We start from the raw sequence: 21,478 nt of genomic DNA on the forward strand, positions 1-21,478 counted from the left end.
ATAAGAATCAAAAATATTCTAGTAAGCCATCTTGACTAAACTCTGATTCAAGAAAAAAGGCATCCATAGGATGCCTTTTGTATCATCGAGCGTCGCGACCCAAATTGGCAAATCGCTATTTGGTTGACTCTGGATTATCGGGACAATTGCCACTCACGTAGAGCGGCAATCCAATACCCGGCGCAATCGGGATCAACTTCTCACCATCAGTTGCCTGCGGTCCCCAATATTTTGCGGGCAAGTTGGCTCTTAAGCCCTGCGCGAGTGGATAATCACAAAAGTCGCCACCACTGGTCGGTGCTTGCTGAGCAAACTCGGCTAAGCTACTCAGCGCTTCAAATAAGGCAATTCGGTTGAGCCAAATCTGTTTCTTCAATAATTCGGGTTGAGGTAAACCAAGATTCACCCCAATCACTGGCTTACCAGCGGCCACCGCCACCACATCAGCGCGCAGATCTTTACTAAAATTCACCGTTTCCCAACCCGCAACCGCAACCCCCAGTTGTTGATAATGACCCGTAGCCCCAGTGCTCACATGCCCAGCATCCAATTGAAGTTGTGAAAAACGACCAACCGATCCCTGAAATACACTGGCAATTTTCGCCATCACATTAACCGCCAAGCTCTGCACCACAAATTCATGCTCACTCCCCGGTTCGGCATCGGCATAGGGGCTAAGTAAACGAAAATCATCGGCCTCATCCTCAGCTAAACAGGCCACTGTCGGCAAACTACCCAACACAGCACCCGCTTGAATGCTGCTCATGTCGAGCTGACAATCGGTTTTTTGCAAATCACCATGTAAATCAAGCACAACTTCCGGGCGAAAAGCCAACACAGCGGCGACCATTGCTTGTGTTTCTACTGGCCGGATCGGTTGTTCGAGACCCGCATAGTGGTAACGGTTCAGATCATAACCACGACCCACGACCCCCACAAAATCAGCTTCGGAATTTTCAGTGAAGGCCCCGCCCGCAGAGGGGTCAACATTCTGTCGAGTCAACGCACAATCTTTGTCTAATACCATCCCAGGCTCAGGATCAATCGCACAAGCCCGCGGATCAGGTTCCCCACCATCGGGATTAGCGCGTAATAACATCACAATATCGAGGCGCCGCAGGATTTGTTGGACACTTTGACCAAATCCCATAGCGAGCCAACGCGCCACACTTAAGGCCGCTTCTGTCGCCGCAGGTTCATTCCCATGTTGCTGAGTAATCACCATCACTCGATAGCCATTTGGATTACCTAAACGCAAAGCCATCAGCTCTCGTCCCTGAGTCGAGAATCCCACTTGATTGGGATCGGTGTTGCCGCGCCCTCCATCATTCACGGTGCAGGCCACCGCCTGACGAATACTGGGGCCTGGTAAGTCTTCGCCACAGACCTGATAATCAATGTCTAAGCCAGCCGGTAACGGAACATCAATATCGAGGATCCCATAATGATGCGCCTGACGGATCAATGGCCCAGCACGCATCGGTCGCAACGCATAGAAAGGCAGAGAAATAACTTGATGACGTAATTGCTGGTAGCTCGAAAGCCCCCATAAGCCATGCGAATGAACCCGGAGCTTCCCAAAATCGTGCGCGCTCACCGGAATACAAAGCAGTAAACTCAAAAATAGGAGCCGGTAATTAAAGTACCGTTTGATACCTGTTGTAATACATATATTCATAATTCTTCCTTGATAAATGACCAAGGGCGAACAACATTTATAGTTGATTTTGTACAAAGATAGCCAACGTTAACACAACCACAATAACCGCTTAATAAGCTAGGCAAACATCGTTTTTACGCCCTTCGACAAACAAACTTTAAAATACCTTCGCCACAGCCTAAACGGCGTTTAGGCACTTGATGAATGAATAACAAAAATATAACTAACTGCTAATAATAGAAGCCTCAAGTATTATTACAACATTTATTAATTAGAGTTCAATCGAGTATTCATTAAGACAATCTACCGCCAACATAAGCGATCCACATTGCCAACAATCACGATAGTTCAGTTCAACTAGACGCTAACGCTCTGCGCAGGCAGCCCTTCCATAAATACCGGCTCAGGCTCAAAATGGCATCGGAGCCAATACATAAATTAGGCTTTGCTAAAGATAGCCAATTCACTTTTGCTAACCAACGCCTACACTTACTTAAAACGGCAACACGACTCACATGATGCCAACAGCAAGTGCGCCAACCAGCGAGAATCAACAAGTCCAATGAACGTCCATTCATAACTATGAGAACGTCTATGAGCACCACACCACGACCAAAACCACAGCCCTCCCCCTGGCAACATCGATTCCGCTATTTTTCAATTTCTTTCTTCGCCATTATTATGGGTTTTACTGGCTGGAGCATCTCTTGGAAAGTATCTGCACTAAGCATATCTGATCATATCGCGATGGTATTAGGCACGATTAGCTCGGTGATGATGCTGGTGATGACGCTACTCTACTGTATTAAACTCCGCTACTTTCCTGAAGAGGTATTTGCCGAGCTAAGACATCCCGTAAAACTCAATTTCTTCCCCGCCTTCTCGATTAGCTTGCTGTTGTTGTCGGTCATTTGGAATCAATACCCCAGCTTATCTGCCAATCTATGGGTCATGGGTACCGTTACTCAATTGGGTTTGACGCTTTACATCGTCAGCAGTTGGATAAATCATTCCCATTACTGTTTGTTACACGCCAATCCGAGCTGGTTTATCCCGGTGGTGGGTAATATGTTTGTGCCAATATCGGGTAATAGCCTCGGTTACATTGAACTCGGTTGGTTCTTTTTCAGCATTGGCTTATTGTTTTGGTTGAGCTTATTAACCATTATTCTGCACCGATTATTTTTTCATGAGTCCTTATCGGAGCAATTAATGCCGATGCTATTTATTTTTCTAACACCGCCTTCAATTGCTTTTGTGGCCTACACCAGTTTAATTGACGGCCTCGATACCTTTGCCCGAATCCTCTTTTATGTGGCGCTATTTTTTGGCCTACTGCTGTTCGTCAATATTTACCGACTAATCCATTTACCCTTCTTTATGTCTTCATGGGCTTATGCTTTTCCCTTGGCCGCGTTCACCATCGCCAGCAGCAAAATGGCCCATTTAAGCCACAGCCAAGGCTTAGCAGCATTAGCATTCGGTTTACTCATCGCTTTATCACTGCTGCTATTCGCACTGGTATTACGCACCTTAAAGGCAATCGTGAACCGTGAACTTTGCCAACCAGAACCCTAATCACGAAAAGTGATATTCACTTCATCGCAGACGCTTTGCGCCTAGCTATCGGGTCATTCATCGCAAAGAAAATGCTCATAAGCTAGAGATTTAGCTTAGCTAAGCTATTTTTAGTGTATATCCATTCATGATGTTCATACGCCATCACATCTTGGCTTGGGAGCAATACATGCGTCAATTATCAATATCGACCAAATTACTTTGGATCACTTCTGCACTGTTTCTGATCATTGTAAGTGTTTTATCTGCTAGCTTATGGTGGTCATTAAGCAGCAAAAATGCACAATTAGCAGCGCAGGTACAAGCGGCCCTGCAACAAGAAACCCAACAAGAACTTAGCGCCGAAGCAGGAGAGTATGGGGAACAAATCGCCGGATTTATCAATGAGGCCTACCGCATTCCGTATTCCTTTAGTGGAATAATCGAAACCACGACACAACAACCCCTCAGCAGAGAAACCATCGAAACGGCGGTCGCTGCGGTGTTACAAAAAAACAGCCAAATATCCTCCATGTATGCCCAATTTGAAGCCAACGGTTACGATGGTCGAGACCGGGAGTACACAGGCAAGTTTAGCCACAGTGTCCCCGGTACAGGCACTCTGGAAATCTATTACACCCGCAACAACGATGGCAGTGTAGAACACCATCAAGTCACCGATGCGGCTCCCAAATATGCCACTACGCTGAATGAGTTTGGCCAGCGAGAAGCCGAATGGTACTTATGTGCCAAAGACAGCAAAAAGCCGTGTTTAATGGAACCCTACCTCTATGAAATATCTCCCGGTAACGAAGAGCTCATGACCTCGTTAACGGTGCCCGTGATCGTCGCTCGGCAATTTAGAGGGGTGGTCGGGGTGGATTTGAATCTACCAGTGTTTCAAAAATTGATTGATGAATTATCGAATAAACTCTACCAAGGTCAGGCCAAGGTTACTCTATTAAGTGATAAGGGTTTAGTGGTTGCCGCTAGTCATTATAATAAACTGGCCCGCCCCCTCGCGGAATCAATCGACCCAAGCCTAGCTACTCAATATCAAAATTTGGACAAAAATGGCGCCTATCTAGAAACTAACGATCACATCATTGTCGCTTATCCTGTCAGCATCCCTATCGCCGATGCTCAGTGGTCGTTAATCATCGAAGTGGCCAAAGCCGACGCCCTAAAGGCCGCAATGGAAATGGATAAGGCCATGAATGATATGGAGACCGCCTTAGGCAGCCTATTGCTGATTATAGGCGGTATTGTCTCGGTCATTGCAGTTACCACCATTAGCATTGTGATCCGCTCCATTATTGCACCACTCAAGATGATCCAGAGTCGAGTTGAAAACCTCGCCAGTGCTGAGGGCGATTTGACGCAATCAATATCGATAGCATCTCACGCCGAGTTAATCGCTCTAGGCAGTGGGATTAACGGTTTTATCACCAAACTACGCTTATTAATTAGTGAACTTAAAGATCTAGCCTCTCGCTCGCAGAACGAAAGTAAAACCGCAACCAATATTGCCGAGCAGACCCGTGATAATGTTAATCGTCAGCATCAAGAAATTGAAAGTGTCGTGACCGCAGTTAACCAAATGAGCTCAACCGCCCTGCAAGTTGCCAAAGCATCAGAACAAACTGCCACAGAAACCGACGCAATGACCGCCAATGTAAAAACTGGCGAAGACAGTCTTAGTCAGGCGATGAACTATGTAAACAATATGGAACAAGAGTCACAATTAGCTAGGCAGGCTGTCGCTAAAGTAGCCGATAGTAGCACCAATATTAGTAAGATTTTGGAGGTCATCAGCGCAATTGCCGCTCAAACTAACTTACTCGCCTTAAACGCAGCGATCGAAGCCGCTAGAGCTGGAGAGCAAGGCCGCGGTTTTGCGGTGGTGGCCGATGAAGTTCGCTCTCTGGCCTCAAAAACCCAGAGCTCGACCGACGAAATCAGTAAACTGATTGATTCGCTACAACAAGAAGTCAACAGTGCGTCGAAGATCATCGAACAAGGCGCTGAAGGGGCTAAATTAGCGGTTGGACAAACCGAAATGGCGCTAGATTCACTCAATACCATCGTGAGCCAAATTGAAGAAGTCTCAAGCCAAGTCACTCATATCGCAACTGCAGCCGAAGAACAAAGCGCGGTCACCGAAGAAGTGAATCGAAACATGACCAGCATCTCGGATTCCGCTTCAGATCTGGCTCGCCTTGCCGATGAAGCCCAACAAAGCAGTAGTAGCCTGGCCGATCTGGTTTCTCAGCAACATCAACAACTGAGCAAACTCAAAACCTAAATCAGCCACAATCGATGCGACCTTGGCCATCGTCGGCCATGTCGCATTGTATTGCATCTTTTCACTCACTCGATAATCACGATTCCTCAGCCCAAGCTGACTTTATACCTGCCAGCATAACTAGGACATAAGCGTTTAACCTGCATCCTTGGTAGAAAGCAAACGAACTTCTCGTTGTGGAAAAGGGATCTCAATACCAGCCTGTTGCAGCGCCTTAAACACCGCTAAGTTAGCGGCAAACTTGGTTTGATGAAATTGTGGCGTCGGCACCCAAAAGCGATAACAAATCGTAATACCACTGTCGGCAAAGGCTCCTATCCCAACTTTCATCGCGGGTTGTTGCTGTACATCTGCGATGGCCATTAAAGTCACTTCTATTAATGCAATTGCCTGCTCCGGATCACAGCCATAGGCAACTCCAACCTCGCCCTCTACTAGGCTGCTCTGATTGGTATTCTTGAGTATTTCACCCACAATATGGCGATTAGGGATAGTAATTCGTTCATCGTCCTCATTCATCAACACCGTCGTCGCCAAGTTTATTTCTTCAACGATACCGGTATACCCTTTAACGGTAATGGTATTTTTAAGCACAAAGGGACGTGTCAAAATAATCGCCAAACCGGCACCATAGTTAGATAAGGTTCCTTGTATTGCCAAACCTGCGCCAAGAGAAACGGCACCTAACGCGGCCACAAAAGGGGTAATGCTAATCCCCAACTTACCTAAGGCAATCATCACCGTGATGGCAACAAACATGATCTTCACGAGATTCGCGATAAAATGGGCGAGCGTGATATCCAAGCCCTTTAACTCAAGCGCCTTAAATAGATACTTGCCGATCCTCCCGGCCACCCAAAGACCCAGTAACAAAATAATAAAGGCGCCAACCAGCTGAAAGCTATAACGCACCAAAAAGTCGATTATGGTTTGATACACAGATTCAAGTTGGGCTAGTTCTTGGTCAATCATCGATATTCCTTACTGAGCAATCATTTAAACGAATAAGGTAACTTTACAAAGCTTAGTTGATTTGAGCGATAGCTTCGTTCCACAGAACAACAAAAAATACGTCAACGCAAAGCAGTTTATCTTTTGCAGACAATGTTGTTCCCAATAAAAACATTTTAATTGCGTTGAAAACGGCAAAGCCGAGTCAACGAAATAGTTCCCTTTCAACCTTCCATTCAAAGGCAAATGGCCAAGCCGCAACCCCCACAGTTATTAACAAGCAACCAAACTCGACCCAAAGCCATTAACACACAAACAAAAAACGTGAGCAGAATCACCTATGCTCATTAAAATGCGCTATCTTTTTCACCAGTTAGCGATCTAGGTCACAAAAAACTAAAACCACACAGACAATAAAAACGCGAGGTTGATCACGTTAAATACTATTGACAAGCTAAATCTTGTTTGGATTTGGTTTTTTAGTGTGTATTTTCTTTAGCTGGATCACTAAATTTTGAGGGAAATGTTACGAGATTAAGAACTAAATCACAAAAACTCCGTTATCAGCTTCGCATACACCCCAATGTGGTAGATTGGACTTGAACAAGAGACCAAACGGTTTTGACGAACCGTCCACTAGAATCTAGCAAAGCATCAAACGGAGTTTGTTATGTTATCACCAGACGCAAAGGTAAGGGTACAAAATTTTGGCCGCTTCCTCTCGAACATGGTTATGCCCAACATCGGCGCTTTCATCGCCTGGGGTGTAATTACCGCACTATTCATTCCTACAGGTTGGTTGCCAAACGAAAAATTGGCCAGCTTAGTTGGCCCGATGATCACCTATCTGCTGCCATTATTAATTGGCTATACCGGAGGTAAACTGGTCGCCGGCGAACGTGGCGCGGTGGTTGGAGCGGTGACCACTCTCGGGGTCATTGTCGGAACCGACATTCCAATGTTTATGGGAGCGATGATCGTCGGTCCAATGGGTGGCTGGGCAATCAAAAAATTTGATGACGCAGTTGAGGGCAAAGTTAAAAGCGGCTTCGAAATGCTGGTGAATAACTTCTCGGCAGGCATTATCGGTATGTTATGCGCGATCCTCGCTTATTTGATGATCGGGCCGTTTGTTAAAGTCCTATCCACTGGTTTAGCTGCTGGCGTAGGCTTTTTAGTTGATGCTGGTTTATTGCCTCTTACCTCTATTTTTGTAGAACCGGCAAAAATTCTATTCTTAAACAATGCCATTAATCACGGTATTTTCTCTCCCTTAGGGATCCAACAAGCCAGCGAAGCTGGTAAATCAATCTTCTTCTTGATTGAAGCCAATCCTGGCCCAGGTTTAGGCTTATTATTGGCTTATATGGCTTTTGGCCAAGGCAATGCAAAACAATCAGCGGCAGGGGCGTCGATCATTCATTTCTTTGGCGGCATCCATGAGATCTATTTTCCCTATGTGCTAATGAATCCTCGGCTCATTTTAGCGGTGATAGCTGGCGGCATGACTGGCGTATTTACCCTTACGCTGTTTAATGCAGGTTTAGTCTCTCCCGCTTCGCCAGGCTCCATATTTGCAGTATTATTGATGACTCCTAAAGCCTCAATAATAGGCGTACTGTGCTCGATCATTGCCTCCGCTGGCGTTTCCTTTACGGTGGCTTCGCTGCTGCTTAAAACGCAGAAAAATACTAACAATGATGACGACGACTCACTCAGTAAAGCGCATTTACAGATGCAATCGATGAAGAATGAAGCAAAAGCAAATATCACCGCCAACAAGCCCGCGGTAAACATCGACCTGTCGCAAGTTAAAAAGATTATTGTCGCTTGTGATGCCGGCATGGGCTCAAGCGCAATGGGCGCCAGCTTATTACGCAAGAAATTTGCTGCCAGCCAATTGGACGTCAGCGTAACCAACACCGCCATTAATAACCTGCCCAGCGATGTAGATATAGTGATCACTCATAAAGATTTAACTGAACGAGCAAAACAGCATGCACCAAACGCGCATCACATTTCACTAACCAACTTTCTCGATAGTGAACTTTACAATCAACTTGTCGCAAATATGGTGGCTGCCAATACCCCGACGGCCGCCAATGATGACAGCTATCTCTCACTGTCTCCAGCAGTGTCCCCGTTGGCTGCCAACGACGATGTCTATGATCCAGCGACTCCTGTGTTTCAACTCAGTGCCAGCGACATTCACCTCGGTTTGCAAGCTCACACGAAACAACAAGCGATTCAATTCGCAGGTGAGCAATTGGTTAAAGCGGGATATGTTGAGCCCGATTATGTGGCTGCAATGTTTGAACGTGAAAAACTAGTCTCGACTTATTTAGGGGAGTCGATCGCCGTCCCCCATGGTACCGTTGATGCCAAAGATAAGGTGCTCAAAACAGGCATAGCACTATGCCAATACCCCCAAGGCGTTCGCTTTGGTGAAGATCCGGATGATGTTGCGCGCTTGGTGATTGCTATCGCCGCAAAAAATGACGAGCACATCCAAGTGATTACCGCTATCACCAACGCACTTGATGATCCCAATGCGATTGAACAACTGGCAAACACCCAAGACGTTCAAGATGTATTAACACTCTTAGCTGGCAAATCAGCCGCTTAAACGATCATCATCAAGCCGAACCAGGTTCGGCTTAAACGCTATTTTTAGAGGTAATCAATATGAAAGCAGTACATTTTGGCGCAGGAAATATCGGTCGAGGATTTATTGGTAAAGTCTTGGCCGATGCCGATGTCAACGTTACCTTCGCCGACGTCAACAAACCCCTAGTCGACCAACTCAGCCACCAGCAATCCTATAATGTAAAGGTTGTTGGTAGCGACAGTCACATTGAAAAAGTCACTCGGATCAACGCCGTTAATTCAAATAGCGCAGCCTTGATCGAACAAATGACCTACACCGACTTAGTCACCACTGCTGTGGGGCCAGCTATTTTAGATAAAATTGCGCAAACTATCGCTCAAGGGATCGAAGCAAGATTTAAGGCAGACAACCTCAAACCACTCAATATTATCGCTTGTGAGAACATGGTTCGAGGTACCACCCACTTAAAACAAGAAGTGTTTAAATACCTAGCGGCCAGCTATCACGACTTGGCCGAAGACAAGATAGGTTTTGTTGATTCCGCGGTTGACCGAATCGTACCACCGGCGGATGCGGCCAATGATGACCCGCTCGATGTCACCGTAGAAACCTTTAGTGAATGGATTGTCGATGAAACCCAGTTTAAGGGCGATATTCCCAGTATTGAAGGCATGGAAACCACCGCAAACTTGATGGCATTTGTAGAGCGTAAATTATTTACCTTAAATACCGGACACATTATCACTGCCTATCTAGGCGCTCTTGCGGGTTATAAGACCGTCCGAGAAGCCATCGAAGATCCCGACATTCGCCAGCAAGTCAAGGCAGCGATGCAACAAAGCGGAGCGGTATTAATTCGTCGCTATGGCTTTGATAGCCAACTTCACCAATCTTACATTGATAAAATCATCGAGCGTTTTGCTAATCCCTTTTTAGTCGATGATATCGAACGAGTCGGCCGCCAACCAATTCGTAAACTGGGCGCGAACGATCGCCTACTCAAACCGCTACTCGGAACCCTGGAATATAACCTAGACAATCAGTATTTAGTCAAAGGGATTGCCGCGGCGCTGTTTTACAACAACCCTGCAGACCCTCAAGCCCTGGAGTTACAGGACTATTTAAAACAACATGGGGTACGTGCTTGCTTGATAAAATACACCGGCTTAGGAGAAAATGATGCAATACTCGATAACATCGAAACCACTTATCTAGCACTGCAAAAGCAATATGTTTAGGAGGCATTAATCTTGGTGATTATTTTGGCCGCCAAGGGTGGTTTATTGAAACAAAGTATATCCGATGAAATTTCTTTGTCGGGACAGGCAACGTCAATGAACCACAACCCCAGCCCGAAGGGTTCGGCTAAAAGTCTCTTAAGACTTTTCTTTGACTGGAAAATTAGCCAGTATTTGCCGCTGAAACGAGGTCTTACACGATTCGCCAGCATTAAGATGCTGCTATGTCTAATAAATAGACAACAAAGGTCCACAGCCTCGCGGCCATATCATCCATTACTGAATGAGTGAATACGACAAAACTATGGATAAATACCAGCAAGAATTAGACAATATTGAGCAACTGAGTGAGGCTGTAACCCCGCGCAGCTTTTTCATTAGCTCAGTAGATATTTTTGAAGCAAGTATTGAAGACTTAGTGCAACGCGTGTTTCGTAAAGATGACCACGCCGTTAAGTATGCCGTTGAACCACTATTAAATAATAGTGGTCCCTTAGGCGAACTGGATGTTCGCCTAAAACTACTGTACGCCTTAGGAATTATCTCGCAGGATATCTATCAAGATATCGATAAATTTATTCAACTTAGAAATTTTCTAAATCAAGAGGCTAGTGAGTATCATTTCACCGATAGTGAAATTATAGAGCCAATTAAGACCTTGCACGAAGTCAAAAACATGGGGGTGGTCCAGCTAGATATCGCACCTCCGGCAGACGATGCCGAATTAAGCTTCTACCGCATGCAAATAGCCAGACAAGAGCAAGTGGTCCGCTCAACCTTAAGCTTAGTTGTCGCCGCCATTTGCCGTGCCCTTCATGCGGATAACCCCTTACTATAACCCTTTGCTCCGCCTCGGCTACCGGTTTAACTTTAAGCGCTTTGAACGCGATTACGACCGCCAGATTTCGCTAAATAGAGTGCCTGATCGGCACGTTTAAACATCGACTCCTCGCTATCGTCATCACAGAACTCGGTGACGCCAACGCTAATTGTATAAGTTGGTAAATCAGATTCTGTCAGCTGTTCTACTATTCTTCTCAACTGCTCAGCAACTTGACTAGCAGCCGCGACCCCTTGCATTGGTAACAGGATCGCAAACTCTTCACCGCCGACCCGAAACAGCAAGTCAACACTTCTCAATCTAGCCTTAAAGGTCGCGACCAAATGTTGCAGGATCTGATCGCCAACCTGATGACCATGTTGGTCATTGATACCTTTAAAATGATCAATGTCGAGCAACAGCAGACTAAATTTACTACCCCGTCTCGCTAAATCGAGGTGAATTGTAAGCTGCTCGTCCCACTTATGCCGATTGTAGGCACCGGTCAGTTTATCTTGTGTTGCCAGCACCAACAGCTGTTGTTCCACTTGCTCTCGATTGATGATCTCTTTGGTTAGGCGTCGCATCATCAACTTTAAATCTTGCTCGAGCTCAACCAGCTCATCCTGAGAAGAGCGAACCGCCCCTCCCACCTCTAAACCCGAATTATCGTCACGAAAAGACGATTCAAAGGCTCGTATTTGTTGTTTGATCCGAACGATACGGTAATCAAATATCCGGATAATATAAGTGGTGAGAATCAGCCCTAAAATGAGGGCGCTGAAACCCAAGGCAATATTAACCAACTTAAATTCTTGTTCATGTTTTTCGGTGTAACGGCCCGCTTCCAGTGTTAAAGTTTCAATCCGTCGCAAAATAACCGAGACACTGGCTTCCAACTCACTCGCCATGAGCTCCAATTGGCGTTGTTTCTCATCACTGATGTGCGTTGTCGATATCATTGCTAATAACTGTTGTTCAAAAACGTTACTTTTTTGATGATAAGTCTCAATATCCAACATAATTTGCTGATGAGATTTCAAATCATATCGAATCTCATGAGAAGACAAGCTATCGGCAATCACCTTAACGGCTTTATCCAGTAGCAGCCTCAACTGCTGCTTTTGATAAGCAAACTGTTTATTTTTCGGAGGCTTACTCTCTTTAGCTTGTTCTTTTAGCCGAAATTTTTCTAATAAGATATGCTGCTCAAGCTGCAACATCTCAATCTCATTCATAATTTGGCTTAGAGGTATGTCAACATAGGCAACCTCTTTCATCTCATTATCAATCATATTCAGTTTATAAATTGAATAGATAATTACCACCAATAAAAATGACAGCAACAATACAAACAAGCTACTCACTTTCTTACTAATAGAGGCGTTTAAAAATTTGAATGACAACATTACTTAATCTATTTCCATAAAAACTAGCGATCACAGTAAACGAACGCTCAACCTTTTCTTAGTACAATATTAGTCGGTGTATACGCGGTTGCGACCTTCTGACTTGGCCCGATACAGCGCTTTATCGACTCGTTTAATGATCGACTCTTCATTGTCATTCTTAAGATACTCTGTCACCCCAATACTAATGGTATAGCGAGGTAGGTCTTCATGATTAATTTGTTCTATCATCTCTCTTAATACTTCAGCCAAATGGGTCGCTGCTGCCGCATCTTGTAGGGGCAATAGAATTGCAAATTCTTCGCCACCCAGCCGAAACAATTGATCCACATTTCTAAGTCTTTCCTTCAACGCGGCCACCATATGAATCAGCACTTGATCGCCCACTTGATGACCATGTTGATCATTAATCAACTTAAAGAAATCGATATCCAACAAGATCAAACTAAATTGACCACCTCGTTTTGCCAAATTGAGCTGTACCTGTAGCTGTTCATCCCATTTATGTCGATTATAAGCACCCGTCAACTTATCCTGCGTAGCCAACACAAGCAACTGTTGCTCAACTTGCTCTCGATTGGTGATTTCTTTAGTTAAACGCCGCATCATCAACTTTAACTCTTGCTCTAACTCAACCAACTCATCCTGAGATGAACGCAACCCTTCTTTCTCTAGACTACGTTCTTCATCACTTAAAGATGATTCGAAAGTCTGTATTTGCTGCTTAATGCGAACAATACGATAGTGGAATAGTCTGATGATATAAGTGGTAAGAATAAGGCCCAAAATTAACGCACAACAGCCTAAAGCAACATTCACTAATTTAAATTCTTGTTCGTGTTTTTCGGTATAACGACCGGCTTCAAGAGTCATCGTTTCAATCCGCTCTAAAATCGACGTCACTCCGGCTTCTAAGTCATTCGCCATATCTTCCAACTGCTTCAACTTTGCAGCACTGTGGAGCGGCGAGGATGAGAGCGACTGCAACACCTGCTCAAAAAGATCACTCTTTTGATGATAGACCTCGATCTTCGCCATTAGTTGTTGATGGGCCATCAGATCGTATCTTATTTCGTGCGTAGACAAGCTGTTGGCAATCACCTTAACCGCTTTATCCAACAAGGACTTAAACTGCTTTTTTTGATAAGTAAACTGCTGCTCTATCGAAAAATCTTCACTTTTACGCTGTTCTCTTAACTCGAATTTCTCTAATAGAATATGTTGCTCTAATTGCAACATTTCAATTTCACTCATAATTTCATTCAAAGGAATATCAACATAAGCGACTTCCTTCATTTCACTATCAATCAGGTTTAATTTATATATTGAATAAATAATCACCACCAGTAAAAACGACAATAGCAAGGCAAACAGGCTGCTAATCTTTTTACTTATGGATGCGTTGATAAAATTGAATGGCAACATAACTTAAGCATTTCCGTTAAAAAGAGCGCATAAATAGGGTAAATTCGCATAAATGACGCGCTTTATTATTTGGTCATCTAAAAGCAAAGGCCGACTTTACACCAAACCCCCCCACAAATGCCCACAAACTCGATAAGATATTTCAGTGTAGACTGTAAAGATAAGCTTCTACACCTCGATGACTTTTTGTTGACCTTAAGAGGGAAACGTCTCAACGATGGTTTTTTGAGCAACTCAATGCTAATGAAAGCAAATTTTGTGGAATACAAGGCTCAACAGGATCACGAAGAAGTGCTGCGTTAAGGGGCCACAAAGTCATTGCAGACAAGTAACTCCGACTTTTCTCTTTGGAAGGAAGCTTAAGCGATATTTGCTTAAAGAAGCAAACAAGCCAACTCTCAGCGTAATTTAAACCGGCTAGTTCGGTGCCAGCCGCGACCCACCGTCGCCGCAGTCGCTCAATGTAAGAGAATTATTCATTATGGCACGCAAGCAAGGGATTGGGATTGCACCAGGGCATATTTTTTCCACCGACCATCGCTATGATCACTGTTTTCGCCTCAATGCTGGCTTTGGTTGGAACGCGGATGTGGAAAATGCCATCAAAATACTGGCGCAGTGGTGTACACAATCGCGGATAAGCGCCAAGTAAAAATGTGTAAGACGTTTCAGCTTATAGTGCTCGTCCTGAGTTCAAATACCCCTGAGGCTCACTACGCTGGAAAGTCCTTATTGACCAATAAGCACTGATCATGGGATGCACGGGGAAGACCTCATTTTATTTAAACAAAGCATCTGCAGCATCAAGGCAATGGTATTTTCCGCTCAAGTATCTTGTTTGATTGCTATTTTAAAATCCCCTCTTCCACGGCTTGATTGAGTTTCTTTTCGAGTAATGACCAAAGCGACTGACTACCTTCAGCAATTCGACGATTCACAGCGAAAACTTTTTCTTTAGGGACCTTATTTTCTTTCCAACTATGTCCGTCACCGTGTAAGTTATGAAGCAGCGGTGGCACACGATCAATTGCTTTCGCAAATTTAGAATCGGCGGTTTCCCCAGCTTCAAATTCAAGCCATAAAGATACATATTGTTCCGCTTGTCCTTCAGGAAGCAAAGCAAAAATGCGCGCCAAACCCGCTTGTTCTTTCTTTTTGAGTTCTGGTGTTTCACTTGCGTAAATAATGGTGTCACCGGCATCTACTTCACCCAAATCATGGATCAATAGCATCTTGATAACACGATCGATATTCACAGGCTGATTCGCAGAATCTTTCAGCATTAAAGCCGCAAGACAGACATGCCAAGAATGTTCTGCTGAGTTTTCATATCGTTCAAGACCAACGGGGCGTGTTTTTCGATGTACATCTTTTAACTTTTCAATTTCGACAATGAAGTCCAGTACTTTTTGAATATCACTCATCTCATACTCCGGGAAGGAAAATCTAAAGCCGTGTTCTCGTAACTATTCATGACGCGACGGGGATCATATGCTGCGAAATAACGGGGAAGCGTATATCAAGGCCTTCGCTTATTTAAATAAAGTGTCTGCTGAATCGAAAGAACAACACAGCCCGCGAAGCCTCTTACTTAGCGTTCAATAGTGCGTAATGTTGAGACTTGGACTGTCACATCTAATTGAGCCTGTTTTAGGCGTTCTTCAACTTTTAAAAAATCGTCTTTAGAGGCGGATGGATGCAACCTTATCTGCTTGATTATTCGGTTCAAGTCATAGGCTATTACATAACCATCGCCCTTTGTTTTGATGACGCGGTGGCTTTGCCGCTTCCCTTGTTCACTCATACAGCACGTGAATAAGTCGTTCTCATATGATGGTTTGCCATCTGCGTATACAGTCCCAAATTGCTCTCGATCAAATCCAGTCAGCTTAGAATACTGATTCATATCAACAACTAACCTGAACTCTTTTTCATGCCGATATTTTTCTTCTTTAAACTTTAGAGGTTCATTCATTGCAATTGATTTTTTCTGATCGCTATATGCTATCTCATAAAAACTTGAAGCATTTGTAATAGGTTCCGGTAGCAAACGAATAAGAAGCTGCTCGTCGCTAATGAGAGCAACGCCATCAGAACCATATTCATTCCACATTTCTGCTGTTTCAGTGACACCGGCGTACCAAGATGAAAGATAGTTATCTTTTCTATTTAGCTGCATTAGATTTTCATTCAGGTCGTCGAGGCGACTAAAAAGATCTTGGTTAACATCCCCCATTCTATGTTTCACTGCTTTAGTGATTGTCGAGCTATCATATAGACCTTCTTTGGGATCACTTTGACCAGCAGCAGACCCAATATACAAACCATGATCGGAGAGCAACCACTCAAATTTTTCTTTGCTGAGATATCGAATTAACACGCAGTGTTTCCTTAGAAATTAACGTCCACTTAAGCAGACAAAAATGCTTGGCAATCATTGTGGAGTGAAGCAAAACGTTATTTTAAATAATGAAACGCCATCATCGAACAATGAGCGACAGCCAAAAATTTACCTCCCTTTGAACACTCTCGCTAGGTTCTGCGACGCGCCAATTGAACCGTCGATATAACAAATATGACAGGAAGCAACCACATTGCGATCACCGCTAACAACGCTACCGGCTTAAAAATAACCCAAAACGGCATGTATAAATGATACCAAGGGAAATTTAGAGCCAGTGCAAATAGCTTAAAGCCGACAAATCCTTGGCATTCGAAGCCAATAAGCATCGCGTCATAGGCATAACATCCGACATATTCGGTAGTCTTCACGCCATATTCAACAAAACCCAGTATCGCCAAGTCTAACGCAAATAAACCAGCAACAATAATCATGTAGATTGCAGCTATTTTTTGAAGTCGCTTCCAATATATAATTTTCAATTAAGTCCCTAACGTAAATTAAAATCGAAAATACCAAACATGACACATCACTGTTAAGCATCTTTTTATGTTCTTATCTACAGCGCTACGACGGCCGCTACTTCTATTTGTAAGTCGGGATGAATTAACCCACAAGAGAACAGGCAGATAACCTTCATAGAAGTGACATCGTTGTTCTCGAATTGAGGGTAACAAGCTAATTTGCGAACCAAGATGGTGAGTTTTACTCAATCAATTTTTGACCGCCGTTCATACTCAAGGATCGCTGACTCCTGACCAAGAATGTCCGAACGTTGCCCACTCATATCAAATGATTGATCCTTAGTTCCATAAACAGTAAGCCCCGATATATAAAACGTTTTATTATGTTTAGTCGCATCAACATAAGGACCTGCAACTTGAGGTAAACCTTGGTCATTAACCCTTTCAACCACTGAATGCCTCCTTAGCACATGATGCATCTATCCAACAAATCGACTGATAATCACTTGATAATTTAATGCAGTAGATATGCCGCTAACTCGTTATACAGACCGCTATTGGTAAAATTCTAATTTTATTGCCTTGTTATGAGTATTTTTCAATAACCAGCGATGCCTGTTTGCTGTTGTTGGCATTCATAAAGTAAAACCCAATCGCTGCAAATATAGAAATAGCGATCACACTGAACCAAGTAAAACGATAACCATAATTATCAATTAAATAGCCGATCACAATAAAACTTGGCATCAACAAAACATTTCTGAGCGTCACAAGTACCCCCTGAATTCTCCCCCGGTGACTAGATGGAGAGTTATTCGCGAGATATACCCCTTCTTTCGTCGACAGCAAAACTTCTCCGGCGGATAAAAATAACCACGCTAAAAAGTGTATCGGAATTGTTGGATACAACATGACAAGCAAATACCCGAATGCAAACATTAAACCTGCATATGCCAAGCTAATTGTTTCTGTCTTACTGGAAGTTAATTTCATTAATAGCGGGGTAATAAGTACAACCAATACACACGCATAAGTCATTAACTGTCCAAATAAAACGGGGCCCGTTTCTCCAAAAATATGACTCAAATATAATGGGCTTGCCATCGTCATTTGGTTAAGTGAGTAACACAGCAGACCGCAAAGAAAGGTGAAAAATAATAGTCGTGGTCTTGCTTGCAGAACGGTCCAAACTGAGCCCGAAACCGCTTGCTCTAACTCACTTTCGTTTGTCGCTTCCGTTTCTGGTTGCACTTGAATAAAAATGGCAATAATCAAAACGCCAAATAATGCAGCCAAACCATTACCAAAAAATATCCACTCAGTATGCTTCCAGAATAAGTACCCTGCGATGATAGGGCCTAAAGCAGAGCCAAAATTATATGCAAGGTAGCTCAGTGACATCACCGCATCACGATTCTTAACATGAGAAAGGTCGGCAACCAAAGCGTTACTGGCTGGTAATGCCAAGCCAATAAAGAAGTAAGCACCGCACAAAAATGCAGGGACTAAAACGGGAGAATCAGAAACGAAACCACAGTAAATAAGTAACAGAGCCCCTATCAACTCACCGACAACCATGACCCGTTTATGACCCAGGATATCTGATAACTTCCCACCTAAAAAGCTACCCAAAAGATAAGTTCCTGTAACACCCATCGCAAGGGAGCCTGCGACTGTGACTGAATAACCTAGCTTGTCAGTTAGTAGTAAGACTAAAAACGGAATAATGAAATTACCCATTCCTAGAATCATCCTCGCTATCGCCAAGTAATATATATTTCTCGGTAAACCGCGATAAATCGATATCGCAGATAAAAACTTGTGAATGACAAAACCCTCAATGAATTGAATTTACCTGAAGAAATGAGCGCCGCTAGCGTCGAAGCGAAATCATTGAACCAAAAACATAAAACCCAAGCTTGAACAGAGACACCAAGCCTTGGAAATCACTCTTAATGTTTGATTATTGGCTATCTCCCACCAGCCAAATCGATAAAAGAACCGGTAACATAAGAAGCTTCATCAGATAGTAACCAGACAATTGCATTGGCGACTTCATCAGGGGTGCCACCCCGTTGCAAAGGAATCTGGGGAGACAAACGCTCAACTCTATTTGGCTCACCGCCATCGGCATGCATGTCGGTATAGATAAAACCAGGTCTTACCGAATTAACTCGGATCCCCTTTGGAGCTAATTCCAATGAAAGACCTTTAGTCAAAGAATCCATTGCACCTTTCGATGTCGCATAATCGACGTACTCAAATGGAGCGCCACTTCGAGAAGCGGCAGATGAAACATTAACGATAGAACCTGTCGCTATAGGGTCTATGCGCCTAATAAACTCACGAGAACAAAGAAAGCAGCTAGTCACATTAGACATCATCACTTTATTGAATCGTTCTAGATCAATCTCAGAGAAAGTCATTTGCGAAAACAAAACGCCTGCGTTATTGACTAAATGAGTCACAGGGCCAAACGCTTTCTCCGTTGCGTCAAATAAAGAGATGACATCACTTTCATTGGAAACATCCGCTTGAAACGAAAATGCTGAACCACCTAACTCTCTTATTTCACAAACCACTGCTTCCGCAGCTTGAGCATTTGCAAGATAGTTTACACAAACTTGATATCCTTTTGCGGCCAATAACTTTGAGGTAGCCGCTCCAATTCCTCGACCACCGCCAGTGACAATGACAACTTTATTCATGCAAATACTCCTTATGAATTTTTACGCTCTGGTGTAGAGAATGCCCTCATCATCCATCGGAAATTTCATAAAGTAAATACGCTAGCTTGGTTTGATTGAGTAAATATCGCCAAAAAAAATCCTATTAACCCTCTGGACTAAAGCACTCAGGATGCGCAAAATCCCCAGCCCCCAAAAATACTGCTTGAATATTAGCCACCAAATAAAACTTTTTATTTCAGACTGTTACATGCACACTTTTGCTCAACTGGCGTATCAAAAGGTATATCGCACAAAATCAAAACATTGAACAAGTGATAAAAACGGCCATTGAAAGCTGCAATCAAGCGAGTTGGGGTGAGTGTTTCAATAGTTTATTCTTTTGTAAGGAGACCAAGGTGTCAGCTACGCGCTCGCCGCACTCCAAACCGACAACCACAGCGCCACTCGACCATGCCCTTGTTGCCAACCCCCCATGCACTGCACAGGCATTAGCCGAACGAGCTAGCCAAAAGGCGAACAGTATAAGGAGAATGGCAGGGCTTAACGCCATTCACCCCGTCTTAGCCAAACTCGCCTTGGGCTCGCCAGCATCAACAGCGTTATTTACTATAGAAAGGAGCATCGGGCTTGTTCAACACCCGAATAAGGTGGCGGCTACGCGACACCTATTCTTATTTGTATGGATAATTATTAAGAAATATGAGTAAAGTGAGACTCAGGCTTAAGCAGCAACTTAAGCTTCTATTTAATAGCTCGATATTCTTAAGGCTCCTTTCAAAGGCCGATAACAAACGTGAGCATTAAGTGGAACTCCAAGCACCACACTCGAATAGTCTACAGGGTCTAGAACCCGTATTACGCAATATAGAGTCAGCTTATTATGAATACAGTAACAAATAAATGTATTAACGTCGGTGTCGATACAGGTAAAGAACAACTTGATGTTTATATTAGACCCCTCGACATTTTCTTCACTGTCTCCAACGATGATAAAGGTATCAAGCAAGCCATAAAAATCATTCAAAAACACACGCCATTACGAGTCGTGATTGAAGCTACAGGTCGATTAGAAATGCCTTTTATTATAGCTTGTCACAATGCCAAACTACCGTATGTAATAGCCAACCCTGTTCATGTAAGACGTTTTGCAGGCGCTATCGGGCAGAGGGCTAAAACAGACAAACTTGACGCAAAACTTATCGCGCACTACGCCGAAGCTATAAAGCCCAATTTAACGACACTAAAGCCAGATTCTATGCGACTCATGGCAGATTTAGTCATCCGAAGAAACCAGCTTCTTTCGATGCAAACAATGGAAAAAAATCGCATGAAAATTATGCCCTCGCAACTCATTCTGACGATTAAACCTATTTTAACTGCGTTTAAAAATCAGATAGAGAAAATTGAAAGCAAGATTATCAAGCTAATTGAAAGTAACCCTGAGTATCAAGCCAAGAATGAGATATTACAAAGCATGCCAGGAATAGGGAAAATTGCAGCGGCGTCTATCATTAGTAACCTTCCAGAGTTAGGGTTAATAACCAATAAACAAGCCTCATCTCTCGTCGGAGTGGCCCCAATGAACCGAGAAAGTGGCCGCTATAAAGGGCTCAGAAAAATTCAAGGGGGACGAGCTCAAGTAAGAACCGTTTTATACATGGCCATGATGTCAGCCATCCAATGTAACCCCATTTTTAAGAGCACATATCAGAGGCTTTTAGCTGAAGGGAAACCTAAAAAAGTAGCCATCATTGCATGCGTAAGAAAGATGGTAACCATCCTAAACTCAATGCTACGAGATGGCGCCTTATGGGATGCAAAAATAATTTAATCTAACTTATTGACACCATAGTCGTTTGTTGAACGAAGCCGCTCTGCGGCAGAGTGCATAGCACCTGATATCTCATACTCAATGTGACACGGCCAATCGGTCGTGATGAACCGGAGTAT

17 protein-coding genes are annotated in these 21,478 nt (G+C 43.7%); 7 read left to right on the top strand and 10 right to left on the bottom strand.

Annotated elements, in window-relative coordinates:
- Positions 1-115 precede the first annotated feature (115 nt).
- Positions 116-1,678, bottom strand: coding sequence for a M14 family zinc carboxypeptidase (locus tag ACRRSX_RS22525; RefSeq protein ID WP_432455351.1), 1,563 nt, complete (start codon positions 1,676-1,678; stop codon positions 116-118).
- Positions 1,679-2,254: 576 nt separating this feature from the next.
- Between ACRRSX_RS22525 and ACRRSX_RS22530 the strand changes: the two genes are divergently transcribed.
- Complete coding sequence (locus tag ACRRSX_RS22530) at positions 2,255-3,238, top strand: SLAC1 anion channel family protein (protein WP_432455350.1); 984 nt, start codon at positions 2,255-2,257, stop codon at positions 3,236-3,238.
- Positions 3,239-3,407: 169 nt separating this feature from the next.
- The gene (locus tag ACRRSX_RS22535) at positions 3,408-5,522 is read left to right on the top strand and encodes a methyl-accepting chemotaxis protein (protein ID WP_432455349.1); all 2,115 of its coding nucleotides are present in this window, start codon (positions 3,408-3,410) and stop codon (positions 5,520-5,522) included.
- Between the two features lie 135 nt (positions 5,523-5,657).
- On the opposite strand, the gene ACRRSX_RS22540 is transcribed toward ACRRSX_RS22535, so the two are convergent.
- Positions 5,658-6,494: a mechanosensitive ion channel family protein gene (locus ACRRSX_RS22540; protein WP_432455348.1), complete on the bottom strand. Its 837-nt coding sequence runs from the start codon at positions 6,492-6,494 to the stop codon at positions 5,658-5,660.
- 649 nt (positions 6,495-7,143) lie between these two features.
- On the opposite strand from ACRRSX_RS22540, the gene ACRRSX_RS22545 reads away from it, so the two are divergent.
- The 3 genes from ACRRSX_RS22545 to ACRRSX_RS22555 all read left to right on the top strand — a co-directional run bounded on the left by ACRRSX_RS22545 (position 7,144) and on the right by ACRRSX_RS22555 (position 11,157).
- Positions 7,144-9,099: a PTS mannitol transporter subunit IICBA gene (locus ACRRSX_RS22545; RefSeq protein WP_432455347.1), complete on the top strand. Its 1,956-nt coding sequence runs from the start codon at positions 7,144-7,146 to the stop codon at positions 9,097-9,099.
- Between the two features lie 59 nt (positions 9,100-9,158).
- Positions 9,159-10,319: a mannitol-1-phosphate 5-dehydrogenase gene (locus ACRRSX_RS22550; protein ID WP_432455346.1), complete on the top strand. Its 1,161-nt coding sequence runs from the start codon at positions 9,159-9,161 to the stop codon at positions 10,317-10,319.
- A 304-nt stretch (positions 10,320-10,623) separates the two neighbouring features.
- Positions 10,624-11,157 carry an MltR family transcriptional regulator gene (locus ACRRSX_RS22555; RefSeq protein ID WP_432455345.1) on the top strand — a complete coding sequence of 178 codons (534 nt, stop codon included), beginning with the start codon at positions 10,624-10,626 and terminating at the stop codon, positions 11,155-11,157.
- A gap of 32 nt (positions 11,158-11,189) precedes the next feature.
- Here the strand turns inward: ACRRSX_RS22555 and ACRRSX_RS22560 are convergent, their stop codons facing one another.
- Together ACRRSX_RS22560 and ACRRSX_RS22565 are read right to left on the bottom strand one after the other, a co-directional pair.
- Positions 11,190-12,548, bottom strand: coding sequence for a GGDEF domain-containing protein (locus ACRRSX_RS22560; protein ID WP_432455344.1), 1,359 nt, complete (start codon positions 12,546-12,548; stop codon positions 11,190-11,192).
- 69 nt (positions 12,549-12,617) lie between these two features.
- A complete protein-coding gene (locus tag ACRRSX_RS22565) occupies positions 12,618-13,973 on the bottom strand; it encodes a GGDEF domain-containing protein (protein ID WP_432455343.1) in 1,356 nt (451 codons plus the stop codon).
- A 481-nt stretch (positions 13,974-14,454) separates the two neighbouring features.
- Here ACRRSX_RS22565 and ACRRSX_RS22570 point away from each other — a divergent pair, with 481 nt between their 5' ends.
- A complete protein-coding gene (locus ACRRSX_RS22570; protein WP_432455342.1) occupies positions 14,455-14,625 on the top strand; it encodes a hypothetical protein in 171 nt (56 codons plus the stop codon).
- A gap of 193 nt (positions 14,626-14,818) precedes the next feature.
- Here ACRRSX_RS22570 and ACRRSX_RS22575 read toward each other — a convergent pair whose 3' ends face one another.
- The 6 genes from ACRRSX_RS22575 to ACRRSX_RS22600 form a co-directional block, all read right to left on the bottom strand.
- Positions 14,819-15,397: an HD domain-containing protein gene (locus tag ACRRSX_RS22575; RefSeq protein WP_432455341.1), complete on the bottom strand. Its 579-nt coding sequence runs from the start codon at positions 15,395-15,397 to the stop codon at positions 14,819-14,821.
- Positions 15,398-15,564: 167 nt separating this feature from the next.
- On the bottom strand, positions 15,565-16,353 hold the full coding sequence (locus ACRRSX_RS22580; RefSeq protein WP_432455340.1) for a DUF2971 domain-containing protein: 789 nt from the start codon (positions 16,351-16,353) through the stop codon (positions 15,565-15,567).
- Between the two features lie 152 nt (positions 16,354-16,505).
- A complete protein-coding gene (locus ACRRSX_RS22585; RefSeq protein ID WP_432455339.1) occupies positions 16,506-16,856 on the bottom strand; it encodes a hypothetical protein in 351 nt (116 codons plus the stop codon).
- Between the two features lie 227 nt (positions 16,857-17,083).
- Positions 17,084-17,290, bottom strand: a complete 207-nt coding sequence (locus ACRRSX_RS22590) for a hypothetical protein (RefSeq protein ID WP_432455338.1) — start codon at positions 17,288-17,290, stop codon at positions 17,084-17,086.
- A 133-nt stretch (positions 17,291-17,423) separates the two neighbouring features.
- Positions 17,424-18,578, bottom strand: a complete 1,155-nt coding sequence (locus ACRRSX_RS22595; RefSeq protein WP_439022892.1) for an MFS transporter — start codon at positions 18,576-18,578, stop codon at positions 17,424-17,426.
- Between the two features lie 230 nt (positions 18,579-18,808).
- A complete protein-coding gene (locus ACRRSX_RS22600; protein WP_432455336.1) occupies positions 18,809-19,546 on the bottom strand; it encodes a glucose 1-dehydrogenase in 738 nt (245 codons plus the stop codon).
- An 862-nt stretch (positions 19,547-20,408) separates the two neighbouring features.
- Here ACRRSX_RS22600 and ACRRSX_RS22605 point away from each other — a divergent pair.
- Positions 20,409-21,359: an IS110 family transposase gene (locus tag ACRRSX_RS22605; RefSeq protein ID WP_432452353.1), complete on the top strand. Its 951-nt coding sequence runs from the start codon at positions 20,409-20,411 to the stop codon at positions 21,357-21,359.
- Positions 21,360-21,478 lie beyond the last annotated feature (119 nt).

Source organism: Agarivorans sp. QJM3NY_30 (assembly GCF_050870855.2).
Taxonomy (GTDB): Bacteria; Pseudomonadota; Gammaproteobacteria; order Enterobacterales; family Celerinatantimonadaceae; genus Agarivorans.

Excerpts from the sequence above, each read along its gene's own strand:
- ACRRSX_RS22560 (WP_432455344.1), bottom strand. The coding sequence starts at position 12,548 with ATGTTGTCATTCAAATTTTTAAACGCCTCTATTAGTAAGAAAGTGAGT.
- ACRRSX_RS22600 (WP_432455336.1), bottom strand. The coding sequence starts at position 19,546 with ATGAATAAAGTTGTCATTGTCACTGGCGGTGGTCGAGGAATTGGAGCG.
- ACRRSX_RS22525 (WP_432455351.1), bottom strand. The coding sequence starts at position 1,678 with ATGAATATATGTATTACAACAGGTATCAAACGGTACTTTAATTACCGG.
- ACRRSX_RS22605 (WP_432452353.1), top strand. The coding sequence starts at position 20,409 with ATGAATACAGTAACAAATAAATGTATTAACGTCGGTGTCGATACAGGT.
- ACRRSX_RS22565 (WP_432455343.1), bottom strand. The coding sequence starts at position 13,973 with ATGTTGCCATTCAATTTTATCAACGCATCCATAAGTAAAAAGATTAGC.
- ACRRSX_RS22545 (WP_432455347.1), top strand. The coding sequence starts at position 7,144 with ATGTTATCACCAGACGCAAAGGTAAGGGTACAAAATTTTGGCCGCTTC.
- ACRRSX_RS22555 (WP_432455345.1), top strand. The coding sequence starts at position 10,624 with ATGGATAAATACCAGCAAGAATTAGACAATATTGAGCAACTGAGTGAG.
- ACRRSX_RS22530 (WP_432455350.1), top strand. The coding sequence starts at position 2,255 with ATGAGCACCACACCACGACCAAAACCACAGCCCTCCCCCTGGCAACAT.
- ACRRSX_RS22595 (WP_439022892.1), bottom strand. The coding sequence starts at position 18,578 with ATGGGTAATTTCATTATTCCGTTTTTAGTCTTACTACTAACTGACAAG.
- ACRRSX_RS22575 (WP_432455341.1), bottom strand. The coding sequence starts at position 15,397 with ATGAGTGATATTCAAAAAGTACTGGACTTCATTGTCGAAATTGAAAAG.
- ACRRSX_RS22535 (WP_432455349.1), top strand. The coding sequence starts at position 3,408 with ATGCGTCAATTATCAATATCGACCAAATTACTTTGGATCACTTCTGCA.
- ACRRSX_RS22540 (WP_432455348.1), bottom strand. The coding sequence starts at position 6,494 with ATGATTGACCAAGAACTAGCCCAACTTGAATCTGTGTATCAAACCATA.
- ACRRSX_RS22550 (WP_432455346.1), top strand. The coding sequence starts at position 9,159 with ATGAAAGCAGTACATTTTGGCGCAGGAAATATCGGTCGAGGATTTATT.
- ACRRSX_RS22570 (WP_432455342.1), top strand. The coding sequence starts at position 14,455 with ATGGCACGCAAGCAAGGGATTGGGATTGCACCAGGGCATATTTTTTCC.